The organism is Phormidesmis priestleyi BC1401 (genome assembly GCF_001650195.1).
Taxonomy (GTDB): domain Bacteria; phylum Cyanobacteriota; class Cyanobacteriia; order Leptolyngbyales; family Leptolyngbyaceae; genus Phormidesmis_A; species Phormidesmis_A priestleyi_B.
In genome coordinates this window covers 29266-47453 of the sequence record NZ_LXYR01000023.1, presented here as the reverse complement: position 1 = coordinate 47453, position 18188 = coordinate 29266, and the positions used below count along the sequence as shown (strand labels likewise).

General features: G+C 49.3%; 16 protein-coding genes. 10 read left to right on the top strand and 6 right to left on the bottom strand.

Annotation, left to right across the window (positions count from 1 at the left end; all coding sequences use genetic code 11):
- Positions 1-23: 23 nt before the first annotated feature.
- From A8707_RS13710 to A8707_RS13680, 7 genes are all read left to right on the top strand, one after another.
- Positions 24-1898, top strand: a complete 1875-nt coding sequence (locus tag A8707_RS13710; protein ID WP_068817810.1) for a DNA-directed RNA polymerase subunit gamma — start codon at positions 24-26, stop codon at positions 1896-1898.
- 119 nt (positions 1899-2017) lie between these two features.
- Positions 2018-6067 (top strand): DNA-directed RNA polymerase subunit beta', encoded by a 4050-nt coding sequence (locus tag A8707_RS13705; protein WP_068817836.1) that lies wholly within the window; start codon positions 2018-2020, stop codon positions 6065-6067.
- Between the two features lie 207 nt (positions 6068-6274).
- A complete protein-coding gene (locus A8707_RS13700) occupies positions 6275-8011 on the top strand; it encodes an alpha/beta hydrolase (protein ID WP_068817809.1) in 1737 nt (578 codons plus the stop codon).
- Positions 8012-8123: 112 nt separating this feature from the next.
- Entirely contained in the window at positions 8124-8879 is a 756-nt protein-coding gene (locus A8707_RS13695; RefSeq protein ID WP_068817808.1) for an ABC transporter ATP-binding protein, read from the top strand.
- Positions 8867-9493 (top strand): ABC transporter permease, encoded by a 627-nt coding sequence (locus tag A8707_RS13690; protein ID WP_068817807.1) that lies wholly within the window; start codon positions 8867-8869, stop codon positions 9491-9493. The genes A8707_RS13695 and A8707_RS13690 overlap by 13 nt, the downstream gene beginning before the upstream one ends.
- Entirely contained in the window at positions 9490-10374 is an 885-nt protein-coding gene (locus tag A8707_RS13685; RefSeq protein ID WP_082906356.1) for a glycine betaine ABC transporter substrate-binding protein, read from the top strand. Before A8707_RS13690 ends, A8707_RS13685 begins: the two co-directional genes overlap by 4 nt.
- A 102-nt stretch (positions 10375-10476) precedes the next feature.
- Positions 10477-10971: a gamma-glutamylcyclotransferase family protein gene (locus tag A8707_RS13680; RefSeq protein WP_156518570.1), complete on the top strand. Its 495-nt coding sequence runs from the start codon at positions 10477-10479 to the stop codon at positions 10969-10971.
- Between the two features lie 24 nt (positions 10972-10995).
- Here A8707_RS13680 and A8707_RS13675 read toward each other — a convergent pair whose 3' ends face one another.
- The 4 genes from A8707_RS13675 to A8707_RS28150 all read right to left on the bottom strand — a co-directional run bounded on the left by A8707_RS13675 (position 10996) and on the right by A8707_RS28150 (position 13017).
- The gene (locus tag A8707_RS13675) at positions 10996-11562 is read right to left on the bottom strand and encodes an anti-sigma factor family protein (protein ID WP_082906355.1); all 567 of its coding nucleotides are present in this window, start codon (positions 11560-11562) and stop codon (positions 10996-10998) included.
- A 163-nt stretch (positions 11563-11725) separates the two neighbouring features.
- Positions 11726-12385: a sigma-70 family RNA polymerase sigma factor gene (locus tag A8707_RS13670; protein ID WP_068817805.1), complete on the bottom strand. Its 660-nt coding sequence runs from the start codon at positions 12383-12385 to the stop codon at positions 11726-11728.
- Between the two features lie 177 nt (positions 12386-12562).
- A complete protein-coding gene (locus A8707_RS28155; protein ID WP_156518569.1) occupies positions 12563-12724 on the bottom strand; it encodes a hypothetical protein in 162 nt (53 codons plus the stop codon).
- 155 nt (positions 12725-12879) lie between these two features.
- Positions 12880-13017, bottom strand: a complete 138-nt coding sequence (locus A8707_RS28150) for a hypothetical protein (protein WP_156518568.1) — start codon at positions 13015-13017, stop codon at positions 12880-12882.
- Between the two features lie 97 nt (positions 13018-13114).
- On the opposite strand from A8707_RS28150, the gene A8707_RS13665 reads away from it, so the two are divergent.
- Positions 13115-13702 carry a L,D-transpeptidase gene (locus A8707_RS13665; RefSeq protein ID WP_068817804.1) on the top strand — a complete coding sequence of 196 codons (588 nt, stop codon included), beginning with the start codon at positions 13115-13117 and terminating at the stop codon, positions 13700-13702.
- Positions 13703-13899: 197 nt separating this feature from the next.
- On the opposite strand, the gene A8707_RS13660 is transcribed toward A8707_RS13665, so the two are convergent.
- On the bottom strand, positions 13900-14451 hold the full coding sequence (locus A8707_RS13660) for a late competence development ComFB family protein (protein ID WP_331711718.1): 552 nt from the start codon (positions 14449-14451) through the stop codon (positions 13900-13902).
- Positions 14452-14697: 246 nt separating this feature from the next.
- Between A8707_RS13660 and A8707_RS13655 the strand changes: the two genes are divergently transcribed.
- Entirely contained in the window at positions 14698-17019 is a 2322-nt protein-coding gene (locus tag A8707_RS13655) for a cation:proton antiporter (protein WP_068817802.1), read from the top strand.
- Here the strand turns inward: A8707_RS13655 and A8707_RS13650 are convergent.
- On the bottom strand, positions 17016-17231 hold the full coding sequence (locus A8707_RS13650) for an Hfq-related RNA-binding protein (protein WP_068817801.1): 216 nt from the start codon (positions 17229-17231) through the stop codon (positions 17016-17018). The genes A8707_RS13655 and A8707_RS13650 overlap by 4 nt on opposite strands.
- 104 nt (positions 17232-17335) lie before the next feature.
- On the opposite strand from A8707_RS13650, the gene dapF reads away from it, so the two are divergent.
- A complete protein-coding gene (gene dapF / locus A8707_RS13645; RefSeq protein ID WP_068817800.1) occupies positions 17336-18178 on the top strand; it encodes a diaminopimelate epimerase in 843 nt (280 codons plus the stop codon).
- Positions 18179-18188: the final 10 nt, after the last annotated feature.

Here is an 18188-nt window from a genome sequence, read left to right as displayed (position 1 = left end):
GAATATAAGGAACTAACTAAGCGATGCCAAAGCTAGAACAGCGATTTGACTACGTTAAAATCGGTCTGGCATCTCCGGATCGTATTCGTCAGTGGGGAGAACGGACCTTACCCAACGGACAGGTTGTGGGTGAAGTCACTAAGCCGGAAACCATCAACTACCGTACGCTCAAGCCTGAAATGGACGGCTTGTTCTGCGAACGAATTTTTGGACCTGCGAAAGATTGGGAATGCCACTGCGGCAAATACAAGCGGGTGCGTCACCGTGGAATTGTCTGTGAGCGCTGTGGCGTAGAAGTAACGGAATCTCGCGTGCGTCGTCACCGTATGGGCTATATCAAGCTAGCGGCTCCGGTCGCCCACGTTTGGTATCTTAAAGGGATTCCGAGTTACATGGCAATTTTGCTAGACATGCCTCTACGAGATGTGGAGCAAATTGTCTACTTTAACGCCTACGTCGTTCTCAACGCGGGCAATGCAGAGAATTTGACTTATAAGCAACTGCTGACTGAAGATCAGTGGATTGAGATTGAAGACGAACTCTACAGCGAAGACTCGAAGCTGTCAGGGATTGAAGTTGGTATTGGTGCAGAAGCACTCCAACGTCTCTTGCAAGATATTCAACTCGACACTGAAGCCGAGCAACTGCGGGAAGATATCGCGACTTCTAAAGGTCAAAAGCGAGCCAAGTTGATCAAGCGCCTGCGGGTAATGGACAACTTTATCGCGACGGGTTCCAGTCCTGACTGGATGGTGCTGGACGTGATCCCAGTCATTCCTCCCGACTTGCGCCCGATGGTGCAGCTAGACGGTGGACGCTTTGCGACTTCTGACTTAAACGATCTTTATCGTCGAGTTATTAACCGCAACAACCGTCTCGCTCGACTTCAAGAAATTCTCGCTCCTGAAATTATCGTTCGCAACGAGAAGCGGATGCTTCAAGAAGCGGTCGATGCCCTCATCGACAACGGTCGTCGAGGTCGAACGGTAGTGGGTGCCAATAACCGTCCCCTCAAGTCTCTGTCTGACATCATCGAAGGGAAACAGGGTCGCTTCCGTCAAAACCTTTTGGGTAAGCGGGTGGACTACTCCGGTCGTTCTGTGATTGTTGTCGGTCCCGATCTCAAGATTCACCAGTGTGGACTGCCGAGAGAAATGGCGATCGAGCTATTTCAGCCTTTTGTGATTCACCGCCTGATTCGTCAAGGATTGGTCAACAACATCAAAGCGGCGAAGAAGCTGATTCAACGCAACGACCCCACCGTTTGGGAAGTGCTGGAAGAGGTAATCGAAGGACACCCCGTTTTCCTGAACCGGGCACCGACGCTTCACCGTTTGGGCATTCAAGCGTTTGAGCCGATTCTTGTAGAAGGTCGCGCTATTCAACTTCACCCTCTAGTCTGTCCTGCGTTTAACGCTGACTTTGACGGCGACCAAATGGCGGTTCACGTCCCTCTATCCCTAGAAGCTCAAGCAGAAGCGCGGCTGCTGATGCTGGCATCGAATAACATTTTGTCTCCGGCTACGGGTCGCCCGATCATTACGCCGAGTCAAGATATGGTGTTGGGCTGCTATTACCTGACGGCAGACAATCCGGCGGCTCAAGAAGGGGCAGGTGGCTACTATGCCAATCTGGAGGATGCGATCAACGCCTATGAACAGAAGCAAGTGGATCTACATGCTTATGTGTGGGTGCGCTTTGACGGTGATGTAGATATGCCAGATGTAGAAGAAGAGTTAGTTGACGAGAATCGATCGCCTGACGGCATCGTGACTAAGACCTACAACTATCGGCGGACGCGAGAAGACCAAGATGGCGCTCTCATCTCCCAATACATCAAGACAACTCCGGGTCGGATTATCTACAACAAAACCATTCAGGAAGCGTTGGCGATTTAGGATTCATTCTTCGAAACGCAAGATTGCAGGCTAGAGCATGTGAGACTTTGGAGTTTGGATTGCTCGTCAGATCCAAACTCCAGCTCCAAAATTCAACATCAGCACAGGTGGGGCACACGATGGCACAGAATTTAGAAAAGCAACTTTTTCGCAATCAGGTGGTCAACAAAAAGCAGTTGACCAACCTGATCGCTTGGGCATTTACAAACTACGGCACTGCCCGCACGGCTCAAGTCGCGGACATGATCAAGGATCTGGGTTTCCGCTATGCCACGAAAGCTGGCGTATCCATCAGCGTGGACGATTTGCAGATTCCACCAATCAAGCGTCAGTTGTTAGAAGCGGCGGAAGAAACCATTCGAGACACTGAAGAGCGCTACACTCGTGGAGAAATCACCGAGGTTGAGCGATTCCAAAAGGTGATTGACACCTGGAACGGAACCAGTGAAGAACTCAAAGACGAGGTGGTGAAGCACTTCCGCGCCAACGACCCGCTCAACTCTGTCTATATGATGGCGTTCTCTGGAGCAAGAGGAAATATCTCCCAGGTGCGTCAGTTGGTCGGAATGCGCGGTCTAATGGCGAACCCGCAAGGGGAAATCATTGACTTGCCGATCAAAACCAACTTCCGAGAAGGGCTGACCGTCACCGAGTATATCATCTCGTCTTACGGTGCCCGGAAAGGACTTGTGGATACCGCCCTCCGAACGGCTGACTCTGGCTATCTCACTCGTCGTTTAGTGGACGTGTCGCAAGACGTAATCGTTCGAGAACTCGATTGCGGAACTGAGAAAGGCATCGTGGTCTTGCCAATGATGGACGGCGATCGCGTCCTCATCCCCCTCAAAGACCGTCTTTTGGGTCGAGTTGCTGCCGCCGATGTGGTTGATCCTGAAACGGGTGAAGTGCTGATTCAACGCAATCAGGCAATCAATAACGAAGATACTCGACGAATTGGCAGAGCAAAGGTTGAACAAGTGATCGCTCGATCGCCCCTCACCTGTGAGGCGGCACGATCGGTCTGTCAGCAGTGCTATGGCTGGAGTTTGGCACACGCGCACCTGGTAGACATCGGGGAAGCAGTCGGCATTATCGCAGCACAGTCGATCGGAGAACCCGGCACTCAACTGACGATGCGAACTTTCCACACGGGTGGCGTGTTTACGGGTGAGATGGCGCGTCAAGAAAAAGCCAACTTTGACGGCACGATTCGTCTGCCCAAGCTCATGCGGACTCGCCCCTTGCGAACTCGCCACGGGGAAGACGCTCTGATCGTTGAATCTACCGGAGCTGACACCAATGTTCTCTTAGAAAACAAAGATGGGCGGAAGCAACCCTTCTCGGTCTTGCAGGGATCGACTCTATTAGTCCGCGATAAACAGCAGGTGAAAGCTGGGCAGATCATGGCAGAAGTTCCCCTGACTGGTCGAGGGCGCAAAACCACTGAGAAAGCCGCCAAAGACGTAGCTTCTGACTTAGCAGGTGAAGTCAAGTTTGAAGACCTGGTGCCTGAAGAGAAGAAAGACCGTCAGGGCAACACGACTCGAATTGCTCAAAGAGGCGGCTTAATCTGGATTCTCTCTGGTGAAGTTTACAACCTACCGCCGGGTGCTGAGCCTGTCGTCAAAAACGGCGACCAGATTCAAGCCAACGGTGTGATAGCGGAAACGAAGCTCGTTACTGAAAACGGTGGGGTGGTTCGTTTACCAGATCAAGCTGAAGGTAAAGGCGGACGTGAGATCGAGATTATTACCGCTTCGGTGATGCTTGATCAAGCTCGTGTCCGAGTCGAAACTCACCAAGGGCGCGGCGGCGACCAGTATATGCTGGAGACCAACAGCAATCAGACCTTCTTGCTGAAGGCGACTCCTGGCACTCAGGTCACAAACGGTCAAACCGTTGCTGAATTGGTTGACGATCGCTACCGCACTCAAACGGGTGGCATCATCAAATATTCGGGAGTCGAAATCGCTAAACGCGGCAAAGCTAAGCAGGGCTATGAAGTCATTCAGGGCGGCACCCTTTTGTGGATTGCCGAAGAAGCCCATGAAGTCAACAAAGATATTTCTCTGTTGCTTGTGGAAGACGGTCAATATGTCGAGGCTGGCACCGAAGTGGTCAAAGACATTTTCTGTCAAAGCAATGGCGTGATTGAGGTGACTCAAAAGAACGACATTCTGCGAGAGATTGTGGTGAAACCCGGTGATCTCCACATGATCGACAACCTCGATACGGTTGTGACGAAGGAAGCGGCGTTGGTCAATCCTGGTCAGCAGGTGATGCCTGGATTGACCGTGGATGAACTGCGCTATGCGGAGTATATCGAAACGCCCGAAGGTCCAGCGATTTTGCTGCGTCCGGTGACAGAATTTAAGGTTCCCAATGAGCCGTCTGTTCCTAGCCAGGAGTCAGTGAGCGAAGATTCTGGGCGTGCAATTCGCCTACGAGCCATTCAGCGTTTGCCTTACAAGGATGGTGAGCGGGTGCGATCTGTCGAAGGGGTAGACCTCCTGCGGACTCAGCTACTTCTGGAAATCGACAAAGATGCTCAGTTAGCCGCTGACATTGAGTTAATTCCCGATGAAACCGATCCTGAAGTGATGCGCCTGCAACTGGTGATTCTAGAATCCTTGGTGATTCGTCGCGATATTTCGGCGGATACGACTCAAGGCAGCACCCACACCCACGTTTTAGTGAAAGACGGCGACCAAATTACTCCTGGCGCGGTCGTTGCTCGAACTGAGATTCAGTGTAAAGAAGCGGGTGAGATTCAGGGAATTCGCGGCGGATCTGAGTCGATTCGTCGGATTCTGATTGTCCGAGACGCAGACAAAGTTGTCATTGAGACAAAAAACAAGAAGCCTGCTGTTAATTCTGGTGACTTGATGGTGGCAGGTTCTGATCTGGCATCGGGCATCAAGTTAGAAGATTCGGGGCAGGTGCTTGAGGTTGGCGATGCTCAGGTGACGATGCGAATTGCGCGCCCTTATCGAGTGTCTCCAGGCGCCGTGCTTCACGTTGATGACGGTGACTTGGTGCAACGGGGCGATAACTTAGTACTGCTGATTTTTGAGCGGACTAAGACCGGAGACATCATTCAAGGTTTGCCGAGAATTGAGGAACTTCTAGAAGCCCGGAAACCCAAAGAATCTTGCATCTTGGCTGAACGATCGGGCAGCGCTCAAGTGGTCTACGGCGAAGATGACTCAGTAGAAGTTAAGGTCGTGGATAAAGAAGGACTGATTACCGAATATCCGATCGGTCCAGGTCAAAACCTAATCATCTCGGATGGTCAAGATGTGCTATCTGGAGAACGGCTGACCGATGGACCCGCCAACCCTCATGAACTGCTTGAGGTGTTGTTCCGGGCAAACAAAGAAACCCTCGGAATTCACGATGCTTCGATGCTTAGTTTGCGAGAGGTGCAAACCTTCTTGGTGAACGAGGTTCAGTCAGTTTATCAGTCTCAAGGCGTTGATATTTCTGACAAACATATCGAAGTCGTGGTGAGACAGATGACCTCTAAAGGTCGCGTCGATGATGGCGGAGACACGACGATGCTGCCCGGTGAATTGGTCGAACTCTATCAAATCGATCAAGTCAATGAGGCAATGTCGATTACGGGAGGTGCCCCGGCGGAATACACTCCGGTGCTGTTGGGTATCACTAAAGCGTCGCTCAACACCGACAGTTTCATCTCGGCGGCGAGTTTCCAAGAGACGACTCGTGTCTTGACTGAGGCAGCGATCGAGGGCAAGTCTGACTGGTTACGCGGTCTCAAAGAGAACGTGATTATCGGTCGTTTGATTCCTGCGGGGACGGGCTTCAATGCCTATGAGGAGACGGGAACGCCTGACATGGACATCGCGTATGATGGCTCTCCGGTGTTTGATGACGATGCCGATCTCAACGAGGTTGTGCTTGACGATCGCACTGCCCGCAGCTATGGTTTGGATAGCTTTGATGAGCGTCCAAGTTTCAGTTTTGAGAGCTTTGGCGGCGTAGTTCCTGATGCTCCTGATGCTCCTGATGCTCCTGATGCTCCTGATGCCGTAGAATCCGATGTCTTCTCTCCTATTTTGGAGGATGACGATCTGATTGATGATGGAGTCGATGACGCAGATGACGTAGATGACGATGACGACATTGAGGTGGATGACGAACTCTAACTAATGTCCATCATTTATAGAGATATTTCGTCGAATTGTCTCTACAAATCAATTTTAATTTCCTCTCCATTATTACGAAGTGGGGGGGATTTTTTGTGTAGTTCACCCAAACGCGATGGCAACTCGATTCATGAGTGTGGCAGGACACGCTATCATGATGCGATCGCAGTTGCATCTCCAAACTATCTATCATCGGAGGTTAGATGTATGAGCAATCATTTACTCACGATTCAAAAGTTAAAGCTAGAGAATTGCCAAGTTCCAGGTTATTTGGTCATTAGTACGGCTCCCATTAATATTGAGGATCAATCACAAGTTAAAGATCAAACTGACCCAGAAACATTTATTCAAGACATCACTCAACATCTCAAAGACCATCAGGAAGATGCAGAAATTTTAGTGATGATTCATGGATACAACACAGGACAATCTGGTGCAGAATGGTGGTATCAAACAACCTGTGAATACATTTCTCAACATTATCAGCAAGCTCCCAAAGGGCTGTTAGTCATTGGCTATCGATGGTCTTCAGAGAAAATTTCTGAAGATGAATCTGGAAGTTTTAAAGACAAAATTAAATTTACTGAACAGGCATTACCTAGGTCAATGAGCCTGATTTCAAAGTTGGGAATTGTTGGGATTGCAGTTGGTTTAATTGGAACGATCGCTGGCATTTTCGTAGCGTTATCTCGGACTTCTGGTTTAGAAGTTCTCCTAGCGTCTGTGATTCTTTTAATTCTTTCATTAGTGGCTGTCTCGCCGATTTTAACGATCGTCGCCCTCAGACTGACTAACTATTTTCGAGACACCTTTCGAGCTTCTAACTATGGCGTAGCTGATTTGGTCGAGTTTATTCGACAGTTAGATCAAGCGCTGTTGCCTTGGAATCAACGACGAATTCGGCTCTCTTTCATTGGTCATAGTATGGGCGCATTTGTAGTTACGAATGCTGTCCGAATCTTGTCTGATGTATTTGATCCCGCCTCGATCGGCAGTTTGGATGTGAATAATCGAAACAAACGCCCTTCTTCTGACATTGGTAATGTGTTTAGTTTAGGAAAACTTGTTTTAGTCGCGCCCGATATCCCAGCAGAAGCGATCGTGTCAGGTCGAGCAAACACTTTACGATCGTCGCTGCGTCGCTTTCAAGAAGCCTACTTATTTTGCAATGAAGGAGACATGGCACTTAAGTTAGCTTCTACGTCGGCAAACTACTTTAGCTTTCCCGCAAAAACTCGCGATGGTGGCTATCGATTGGGTAATGTGATGGTCAGAAACTTATTAGGAGGAAGCAAAAAAACGCGGCAAGCAAACCAGCTTGGTATCGTGAATCAATCTGAAGACGGTCAGCTAATTGATGCTGTTGGATTAGGCTTTCTAGACTACTTGTTTATTCGTGAACAAAAGCCTTTGTCAGAGCGACAACTGCAAATCGGGCTGGAGGAAAATCAGAAATCGATCGCTGAACTTTTTACCTATTTTGACTGCACAAACTATCAGGAGAAATATCGTGATCCTAAAACAGGTCAAGAGAAAAATATTGGGATTGTCAGTCAAGCTTTAAATAAACCATTTCTAAGTTTTCGCGATTACGTTTCCCTAAGTTTGGACTTTTTTACAGGCAAGATTGACACCCACGGCGGTTACATTTTTGGTTCTAAAAATCGTCCCCAGCCAGAACTTAGCAAACGACTGATTTATGGATTAAGCTGCCTTGGATTTGATGGCTTTCTAGCAACCTTAAAAGCAGATCCTTTATTTGAGCTATCGCTCATTGAAATCACAGCCTTGCATCCAAATTTGACAACCCTTCAGCAAGAAAGGCTGGCTTCACTGCAAATTTTTTCACGCCTATGTGGAGGCAGAGGAATGCAGGTGTTGTTAGCACCCGAACGCTATCACGTTGATGTGATGGGAGGAGACTACGATCGCAACGGTTACTAACATCAACTCAAAGATCGTAGGGGTGAAGCATTCGGAGAATCTCTCTTCAGAACCACTCGAAAATGGTTTTTGATGTGTCAATCAGAATTTGCTCCATTGAGGCGGTTTGAGAATGCAGAGCACATCAAAGGCGATCGCAGTCGAGTTTCACAACGTCACGTATCAGTTGGGTCAGCGTCCACTCGTGCTTAACCTCAACTTTAAAATCGAGGCAGGAGAAACCCTGGTCTTGCTAGGTCGGAGTGGCTGCGGTAAAACGACGACGCTCCGGCTGATCAATCGCCTGCTGACTCCGACGATCGGAGATGTACAAGTCGAAGGGGTCTCGACTCGCGAGTGGAATCCGATTCAACTGCGGCGGCAAATTGGCTATGTGATTCAGGAAGTCGGGCTGTTTCCTCACTTCACCATCGAGCGAAATATTGGAGTCGTGCCGTCGCTACAAAACTGGGAGCCGTCGCGCATTCAAAAGCGCGTCGTTGAGCTATTAGAACTCGTGGGATTAGAACCCGATCGCTTTGCTGACCGATATCCTCACCAACTTTCTGGAGGGCAACGGCAACGAGTCGGAGTGGCGAGAGCGTTAGCTGCCGATCCGCCAATTTTATTGATGGATGAGCCGTTTGGGGCACTTGATCCGATCACTCGCGTCGAGCTTCAGCAAGAATTTCGGCAGTTGCAGCAGCGTCTTGGCAAAACGATCGTGTTCGTGACTCACGATATTCAGGAAGCCTTCACCCTCGGCTCTCGAATTGGCTTAATGCAAGCCGGAGAGTTAGTGGTGCTGGCAACCCCAGAGGAATTTAAGCGATCGACGCATCCAGAAGCGCAAGCATTTTTGAGGGCAAGAGGAGAATGGAATTCTTAAATCGCTATGGCGAAGAGATCTTACAGCGCAGTGGACAGCATTTATTTCTAGTCGTGACGGCAATCTCGATCGCCATTCTGATCGGCATTCCCCTCGGAATTTTGATCACGCGCAAACCCAAGTTGAGTAGACCCGTGCTCGGCTTTGCCAATGCGGTGCAAACGATGCCAAGTTTGGCGATTTTTGGGTTTCTGATTCCGGTGCCGCTAATTGGAGGCATTGGGGCAAGAACGGCGATCGTGGCGCTAATTCTCTACTCGCTTTTGCCGATTATCCGCAATACCTATATCGGAATTATGGGAGTCGATCCGGCTGTCAGAGAGGCAGGAAAGGGAATGGGCATGACCGATCGACAGCTTTTAGTTCAGGTCGAGATTCCACTTGCGTTGGGGGTGATTTTGGGAGGAGTCCGATTAGCGACGGTGATCGGAGTGGGATTAGCGACCATTGCAGCCGCGATCGGGGCAGGGGGTTTAGGAGAATTCATTTTTCGGGGAGTTGCGGTGGTCGATAGTCAGTTAATTTTGGCGGGTGCGATTCCGGCTGCAATAATGGCTCTAACCGCAGATTTTTTCCTGGGTTGGATTGAGCGTCGCCTTACCGTAAAGAAATGAACCTGAAACGATTTTTTGTCTTCTTTCTGCTAACCGTTGCAATGATTGCTGGGGTTTCTGCCTGCAATTCGGGTGGAGATCGCATCGTCATTGGCACTAAAAACTTCACCGAGCAAGTGATTTTAGGAGAAATTCTCGCGCAGCAAATTGAAAATAAAACGAGTTTGAAGGTCGATCGCCGCTTCAACTTAGGCGGGACGATTATCTGCCAACAAGGAATGCTTTCTGGAGATCTCGATATTTATCCAGAATATACAGGCACCGCTTATACGACGATTTTGAAGTTTCCGGCGATCGGAGATGCTAAAAAAGTGACTGAGCAACTGAAGCAAGAATATCCCCGGCGCTTCAAACTAGAATGGACGGCACCTTTCGGATTTAACAACTCGTTTGCAATGGTGATTCGCGGTGACGATGCCCGAAAATATAACGTGCAAACCCTTTCACAGGCGGCAAAATATACTCCTCAATGGCGCGCCGGATTTGGATTTGAGTTTCTAAATCGTGAAGATGGCTTTCCAGGATTATCTAAGACTTATAATCTCAAATTTGCAGACGCTCCTAAAGTGATGGATCTAGGATTGCTCTATCGGGCACTGACTGACAAGCAGGTAGATTTGGTGGCAGGCAACACGACCGATGGCTTAATTCCGACTTTAGATCTGGTGGTGCTGAAAGACGATCGCCAATATTTTCCTCCTTACGAAGCGGCTCCGATCGTGCGTCAAGACACGCTTCGCAAACACCCCGAACTAAAGCAAGTGCTGGATCAGTTGGGCAACACAATCTCTGAGAAAAAGATGCAGGAACTAAACTACAGAGTTGACGGCAAGAAAGAAGATGTGAAGCAGGTGGTTCGAGAATTTTTGCAGTCGAAATAGCGTCGTTCTTGTAAGCCGTTACGCTTCCAGTAACGCACCCTACTTTTAACCGGACGTGTTCTAAGCTAAAAATAGTTAGATTTGCGCGTCGAGAAACTTCAGATGAGTCAACCTCTGATTCAAATTTTCACCTACGGCACCCTTCAGCCCGAAGAAATTCTCAAACCGGGCGCAACTCCTGAACAGCGATTTTGTGCAGGGAAAATGATCAGAGCGCATCACGCGATCGCCGTTGGATGTTTCTACCATCTGCCTCTCGGCTACCCTGCTATGACGATCGGAGCCAATCAGATTTATGGCTCCTTGCTCTCATTCACAGATCCCAAAATTCTAGACGTGCTAGATGATTATGAGAAGCACGAGCCGGAAATGCTAAACCGCTTTTTTCCATCCCAAAAACTCGGTGAAAATGACTATCAACGTCAGCAAATTGAGGTTTTTAGTTTGACTCAAGACTCATTTGGGTTAGCTTGGGTTTATCTGATGACACTCCAACAGATCCAGCGTCTCGAAGGAATTCCCGTTACAAGTGGCAAATGGGATGCAAGAAATAATCCGCAGCCAGACCTACTAACTGCGGACTATCAGCAAAGATAGGTCAAATTTTAATGGGCAGAGTTGTTATCGCTTAATTGCCGCTGGGGTTTTAGAGTTGATCGCCTCGTTAGGAATCGCTAACACTGGCTGATCGAGTGCCACTAATAATCCATCACCGTCAGCACTAGATTGCGGAGTAGTGACCGCAGGCTGCGAAGGCTTGAACGCCACCTGAGAAACTGGAGGTCTGCCGATCGGGGAAAACATCGTGACCGCTCCTACCAATAGAGCCGCGATCGCAGTTCCACCCCAGACCAGAGAGAGCTTAGGTCTACGCTCAATTTTGGCAAAGACTTTTTCAACCGTCTGTTCAACAGGCTGACTCGATTGCGGCGCAGGCAAAGAACGGAACCCTTGACGCAACATCAACAAACGGGCGTGGAGTTTTTGCACCGTGGCATCATTGACGAGCCACTCCTCGACCTGTTTGCGCTCGGTGGCAGTGACTTCGCCATCTAAATAGGCACTCAGTAACTCGAAGCGATCGCGCTGCGAATTAGTTGACTCAAACGAACCTTTAGGGTCAGGAGAAGCCGGATCGATCGGAGATGGTTGCATGAAATTATTAAGCGGATCTAAGTTGGGGTTCATCGTGAAATCACTTCTCTTAGGATGAGAATACCCAGTCATTTATGAGAGCTAGTGTAACGAAGTCAATCTGAGAAATTCAGTCGACGCAAGTTGTAATCATTGCTGCAACCGAGAGAAATCTTAGCAGAAATGACTCGTAACGATACGGAGACTGATCATAACGTTAGCCTCCGTCTAAATATCGCTGTAGCTGAGTCTGCAACCGATGTCTCGCTCTTGCAATTCGAGATTTGACTGTTCCGAGCGAAACGCCCGTCAGTTCAGCAATTTCCTCATATGCCATGCCCTCGATTTCACGGAGCACGATCGTGGTGCGAAACACTTCAGGTAGGTCAGCGATCGCTTCATTAAGCTGATCATAAAACTCGCGAGTCGTCAAATCTTCTTCAGGACCGGGAGTTGCCGATGCAATTTCCCAGTCTAGCTCACCATCAGCTAACGTCAGAGGCGCATCTAAAGAAAGCGGACTGGAATTGCGCTTTCGCTTTCGCAACTCGTCATAAAACAAATTGGTGGCGATTCGACTCAGCCAACCACGAAACTTAATTGGGTCATTGAGTCGTTTGACGTTGCGGTAGACACGAATCCACACTTCTTGAGCGAGGTCAGCGCGGTCTTGCCAATCAGGAGCCAAGTGATAGAGAACTTTGTCAACGTGAGACTGATATCGCCGCATGAGTTCGGCAAACGCCGATTTCTCTGGGCGGTGCTCGGTCTGACACTGCAAAACTAAGTCGTAGTTAGAGAGTTTTTCTGCTTGCACTGGCGTTTGAGAAGCGGTTGCCTCAACCGAAGACCAGGATACAGGAAGGGATTGACTCATGGGCGGAATTCGCTCTAAACATTCCTACATTCTTTCTCCCATGACACAAATTCTGTTTCAGAAGTTCCCTGCTTATCTCCCAATCTTTTTGGTCGTCTCACCAGCATATCCTGCAGGAGACGTAAAACATCTGTTACCGCTTTCAGCCAAAATCTGCCTAACGGTAGGTTCTTCAAGCTATTTATTGTGCAGTGCCGAACTCGCTAACACCGTCACCTGATGTTGAATTGCCTGAAACGGCTGTGTCTCTGCTATCTCTGTCGCTGAGGTTGCCGAGAATCCTAAAAGACAGTTGAGCGAGAATGTAATTGTGATTGCAAGCAGTAATTTCTCAGCCATCGTTGTTTTTCCTCCAAGACCCACACACCGCTAAGCAGATGAGATTATAAATTCAAGAAATCGCTTTGAATCGGTCTCGATCGCCGCTTTCAACCTTAAGAACGTCCCTGCACCTATAAAGTGCCCTATATTCTGAAAAGGAGCCAGACTAAACATCAAGGAGTGTTGAAGTTTTTGCCTTTTTTGAAGAAGGTTTTATGAGGTTCTGAGATCTTTGCTCGTTCTACTTTGACCGATGAAGCTGTCACCTTGACCTTCCCGTCTATCGCGATCGCTTCCGGAAAGATAGTCATACAGTACGATCGTGACTCAACTTATGACGACCGTAGTTTCACAGAATCAGATTAAAAACCTATAAATTTGAGCAGAGCCGTGCCTAGACTCAGTAGAATGGCAGAAAAAACTCAGGATAGTGCTGTCTCGCGCAATTTGATGCTGTTGTGTATGGGAACTGGCATTCTATTAATCGCGTCTCAATGGCGGCAAATGACAGCGCTTCCGGGTGCGGTTCTGTCTAAAATCCAGACTTCTAGCTGGGTTAAACCAGAGCCAACTTTAACGAAACTATCTTCAAAAGTGGCAACTGCCAAATCGTTGAAGCTCGTAGTCGATCTCAGCGATCGTCGCGTCTATGTTTATGAGAACACGCTCGTAAAAATCAGTTATCCAGTAGCGGTTGGGCAACCTGGCTGGGAGACTCCGATCGGAACCTTCAAAGTGTCTCAGAAGTATCAGAATCCTGTTTGGCAACACCCGATTACTGGAGAGAAAGTGCTGCCTGGTAAAAAAAATCCGCTCGGAAAGTGGTGGATTGGATTTGGGTCAGTCGGAGACCTGCTGATTGGCTTTCACGGAACCAATGACGAAACGCTGGTAGGACAGCCCGTTTCTCATGGTTGCTTGAGAATGAGAAACTCAGACATCGGTAAGCTTTATCAGCAAACATCGGCAGGAACAGTGGTCACGGTGAGACCTTAAAGAATTTCAGTTTAATTGATAACGAGCCGACCTTCGGCTTTGTTTAGCCCTCAACCTCCGATCGGTAGGGTGAGCGCACCCGAAACCCACGGACAGCGGCAGTAGGGGTTTTATACGAGTCTTTTGGAGAGTGTCGGAAACAAAAAACAAGGGGCTTAAGCCCCTTGTTCACGAAATGTTTGACCTGAATCTTTGACTTATCGGCTTGGCTCTGACTCAAAGCTTGGCGCATACACCTGAAGCAACGTGCTGACTTGAGACAAGATTTCGTCCTTCGAGCTTTTGCCGAGGGCTTGCCGTTCAGGAAAGAACTCAGGACGATCGAGGCTGCGAGCGATCGCTTCGCCCACCTGTTGAGCAATGAGTCCTTGCAGTTCTTCTTTAGCTCGCAGCCGTTGGTAAGATGCACCTTCCTCGGTCGTGGCGTAGAGAGGCAGCAAGCGGTTAAGCGCATAGGCTGCGATATCGCCGAGATCTAAGGTGCGATCGCTCGTCGCTTCGATTTCCGCTACTCGTGCGATCGCTTCTGTCAACACTAATTCTTCCATCACATTGATAAACTGCTTTCGGGGAACTGCCACCACATCGCCAGTTAGCAATGCCCCCATCAGCCGATCTAAAGCCATATATTCTTCGATCGACAGTTCTGCGGCAGTGTCGCAAATGCGCCCCACTTCAGCTTCCATTGCTGGTGTCAAATAGCCGTCTTGTAAAGCTTGTACAACAATCTTTTCGATACTCATACTCATAGCGCTTTTGTAAACTCCAAGCAGCAGTTTGAATAGATAACCCCGCTCATTTTGCCCTAGATTTTGTGTCGATCAACACTTCGATTACGCAGGATCACAAAAAGTTATGCGGTTTTTGCAGTTAGGATTGCGCGATCGTCCTGAACGTTAACGGCTCTCATTTAGAATTCCCTCAGCAAATTCCCTGAAAACTTAGTATTCTAAAGTTTATGAACTGTAATATTTCTTCTAATATTTAGGGGACCCGTGCAAGAAGACTTTCGGTTAATCGTCGATCTCGTCTCGGTTTTGGCTGCCGCTGCCGCAGGAGGATTATTCGCTGCACTGCTCAAACAACCTGTCTTGCTAGGATATTTGATCGCAGGCGTGGTGGTCGGTCCGACAGGGCTGGGGTTGATTAAAGAAATCGTGCAGGTAGAAACACTGGCTCAGTTTGGAGTCGCCTTTCTGTTATTTGCACTGGGCGTTGAGTTTTCTTTTTCTGAGCTAAAGAAAGTTAAAGCCATCAGTTTAGGCGGCGGCGGGTTACAGATCGCGCTGACGATTTCGGTGACGACTCTGGCATCTTTGGGGCTAGGCTGGGTCACATCTCCAGCGCAGGGCGTTTTTTTAGGGGCGATTCTGTCTCTGTCATCGACAGCGGTTGTGCTGAAGTGCTTGATGGAGCGCAACGAGACGGGCACGCCGCATGGACAGGTGATGCTGGGCATTCTAGTCGTGCAAGATTTGGCGCTCGGTCTGATGCTAGCGGTGCTTCCGGCACTCGATAAACCTGTCGAAGAGATTGGGCTAGCAGTCGGCTGGGCACTGCTGCAAACGGGACTTTTTGCCCTCGGAGCCGTCGCGGCTGGAATCTGGGTGATTCCCCCTCTACTGCGACTGTTGGCAAAAACTGAGAGCCGCGAATTGTTTTTGCTGGGAGTAGTAGCGATCTGTTTGGGAATTGCTCTGCTGACCGAGCATTTAGGACTCTCGATCGAGATGGGTGCCTTCGTCGCTGGGCTGATGATCTCAGAAGTAGAATATGCCGATCAGACGCTGACTTATGTAGAGCCGCTTCGAGATATTTTCGCGGCGCTGTTTTTTGCGTCGATCGGAATGCTCATTGATCCGTTCTTTCTTTGGAACAATCTAGAGTTGATTTTGGGCTTAGTCGCGATCGTATTTGTCGGCAAGTTTCTGATCATCACGCCGCTGGTTCGACTGTTTCGCTATCCGCTTAAAACCGCGCTGATTGCTGGGTTAGGACTTGCCCAGATCGGAGAGTTTTCCTTTGTGCTTGCCAGTGAGGGGCAATCCCTGGGGCTGGTGTCGCGTCGCGTCTATCTGCTGATTTTAGGGACGACGGCTGTAACGTTGGTATTAACGCCTTTTGTGCTGCGATTAGTGCCCAAGCTGTTTACGTGGGCAGAATCTCTGCCACTTCTCAAAAAGTATTTAGAAGAAAGTGACGTGCCGCTAGCAATCTCGGATGATCTACCGACTAATCATGTTGTCGTGTGTGGCTATGGGCAGATTGGACGAAACATTGTGCGATTGTTGCAGGATCGTGGCTATCCAGTCGTGGTGATCGACCAATCAGAAAGTCGGATTCAGCAGGCTAGAGACGCGGGACTTCCTTATATTTATGGAAACGCGGCAAGTCTACACGTTCTAGAAAAGGCAGGTGTGGCTCATGCAAAGGGAATGGCGATCGCGCTTCCTGACCCGATGAGCACACGTCTCTGCCTCAAACGCGCCCTAGAAGTTGCCCCCGATCTCGATATCGTCGTTCGCGCTAACCAGGGTAAAGACATTGAGCTGCTTTATCAGTTGGGCGCACGAGAAGTCGTTCAGCCCGAATTTGAAGCCAGTTTAGAACTGTCAGCCCACTTATTAAATGGGGTTGGGCTGTCGCTGCCTGCGATTCAGCGAGAAGTTCAGCAGATTCGCAACTCTCACTACTCAGAATTGCGTCCAGAGCGCCCTTCGTCTGAGATTTCTCGTGAACTGAAAGCCGCCGCCGAGGAGATGAACAGCAAGTGGTATCCGCTTCCTGAAGAGTCGCCGCTGACCGGAATGACGTTAGAAGAAGCGGATATTCGCCAGTTGACGGGCGTGACGTTGATGGCAATTCGTCGAGCGGGTGGGGCTGAGTTAGACTATCCTGACGCGATGACCACCTTAGAACAGGGCGATCGCTTGTTAATTGTGGGCGAGTCGAATGAGTTAGCCGCGTTTTATGAGTTAGCCAAAGGAGAAGCGGCGGTGCCTGCGCCCAATTCGTCGTGCCAGTGGATACAGGTCGTTGAAGATAGCACGATCGTCCGCAAAACTCTGTCTGAGATTGATTGGCGACGGCAGTATGGCATCCAGATTCAGGCGATTCGACGAGAGAACAAATTTTTGCGGTTTCCTGACGATGATATGGATGTGCAGGCAGGCGATCGCTTGCTGCTGTGCGGCAGTTTTCACTCGCTCAATCAGGCAACTACCTCGATTTCTCCCAAACTTGACCTTTCCGTCCTGCCGATTTCGATGCCGTCACTGAATGGAAGCAGTGCGTTAGAGGAGCCGGGAGACCGTTAAGCTTTTGGTTTGACGTAGACGATCGCTTGCCGCCAGACGATCGCGGGTTGGTCATACTGATCCAACACGCAGATACAATGTTGATCTTGCCAGCGCATTTTTCCGGTCAGCAAGTCGCCTGTAACCAGTTTCATCTCAATTTCGGTCTCTTCGCGAATAATCGTTTGAATTTGACGGATACTCGGCAGTCCTGTATCAAGTTCGATAGCCATGCTGGGTTCCTTGCTTAAAATGATCGGGTTAGCGGTGAGCGGATTATTCTGCTGATCTCTTACTTTATTGTTCCTCAATTGCAACTTTACACACTAACCAATCTATGAGCGTCGAATTTGTCAAATATCACGGGTTAGGCAATGACTTTATTTTGGTCGATAATCGTGCGTCGTCGGAGCCTTGTTTGACTCCTGATCAGGCGATCGAGCTGTGCGATCGTCATTTTGGCATTGGCGCAGATGGTGTGATTTTCGCTCTACCGGGACGTGATGGCACCGATTACACGATGCGGATTTTTAACTCAGATGGGTCAGAGCCAGAGATGTGTGGCAACGGAATTCGCTGCCTAGGTCGATTTTTAGCCGATCTCGAAACCGCTGATACAGGAGTCGCCAAGCAGAAATATCTCATTCACACTCTGGCAGGAGTAATGACTCCAAAGCTCGAAGCAAATGGTCAAGTTACGGTCGATATGGGAATGCCTCACCTGTTAGCCGCAGAGATTCTGACCACGTTAGCGGCAGGGGATCAACGGGTGATTGACCAGCCTTTAGAAGTTGTTGATCGAACCTGGCAGGTGACGTGTGTGAGTATGGGAAATCCTCACTGCATCACCTTTGTAGACGATGTGGCAGCGATTCCTTTAGAGCAAATTGGTCCTCAGTTTGAGCATCATGCTGTCTTCCCGCAGCGCATTAACACCGAGTTTATTCAAGTGGTGCGATCGGACTATCTCAAAATGCGCGTGTGGGAACGCGGGGCTGGCATCACCTTGGCGTGTGGGACGGGGGCGTGTGCCTCGCTCGTCGCGGGTGTGCTGACAGGGAGATGCGATCGCCGCGCCACGATCGAGCTACCGGGCGGCTGTCTAGAAATCGAGTGGACGATCGACAATCGGATTTATATGACAGGTCCGGCGACGAGAGTTTTTTCAGGCACGTTCTAAACTCGCGGCG

Excerpts from the sequence above, each read along its gene's own strand:
- A8707_RS13710 (WP_068817810.1), top strand. The coding sequence starts at position 24 with ATGCCAAAGCTAGAACAGCGATTTGACTACGTTAAAATCGGTCTGGCA.
- A8707_RS13705 (WP_068817836.1), top strand. The coding sequence starts at position 2,018 with ATGGCACAGAATTTAGAAAAGCAACTTTTTCGCAATCAGGTGGTCAAC.
- A8707_RS13700 (WP_068817809.1), top strand. The coding sequence starts at position 6,275 with ATGAGCAATCATTTACTCACGATTCAAAAGTTAAAGCTAGAGAATTGC.
- A8707_RS13695 (WP_068817808.1), top strand. The coding sequence starts at position 8,124 with ATGCAGAGCACATCAAAGGCGATCGCAGTCGAGTTTCACAACGTCACG.
- A8707_RS13690 (WP_068817807.1), top strand. The coding sequence starts at position 8,867 with ATGGAATTCTTAAATCGCTATGGCGAAGAGATCTTACAGCGCAGTGGA.
- A8707_RS13685 (WP_082906356.1), top strand. The coding sequence starts at position 9,490 with ATGAACCTGAAACGATTTTTTGTCTTCTTTCTGCTAACCGTTGCAATG.
- A8707_RS13680 (WP_156518570.1), top strand. The coding sequence starts at position 10,477 with ATGAGTCAACCTCTGATTCAAATTTTCACCTACGGCACCCTTCAGCCC.
- A8707_RS13675 (WP_082906355.1), bottom strand. The coding sequence starts at position 11,562 with ATGAACCCCAACTTAGATCCGCTTAATAATTTCATGCAACCATCTCCG.
- A8707_RS13670 (WP_068817805.1), bottom strand. The coding sequence starts at position 12,385 with ATGAGTCAATCCCTTCCTGTATCCTGGTCTTCGGTTGAGGCAACCGCT.
- A8707_RS28155 (WP_156518569.1), bottom strand. The coding sequence starts at position 12,724 with ATGGCTGAGAAATTACTGCTTGCAATCACAATTACATTCTCGCTCAAC.
- A8707_RS28150 (WP_156518568.1), bottom strand. The coding sequence starts at position 13,017 with ATGACTATCTTTCCGGAAGCGATCGCGATAGACGGGAAGGTCAAGGTG.
- A8707_RS13665 (WP_068817804.1), top strand. The coding sequence starts at position 13,115 with ATGGCAGAAAAAACTCAGGATAGTGCTGTCTCGCGCAATTTGATGCTG.
- A8707_RS13660 (WP_331711718.1), bottom strand. The coding sequence starts at position 14,451 with ATGAGTATGAGTATCGAAAAGATTGTTGTACAAGCTTTACAAGACGGC.
- A8707_RS13650 (WP_068817801.1), bottom strand. The coding sequence starts at position 17,231 with ATGGCTATCGAACTTGATACAGGACTGCCGAGTATCCGTCAAATTCAA.
- dapF (WP_068817800.1), top strand. The coding sequence starts at position 17,336 with ATGAGCGTCGAATTTGTCAAATATCACGGGTTAGGCAATGACTTTATT.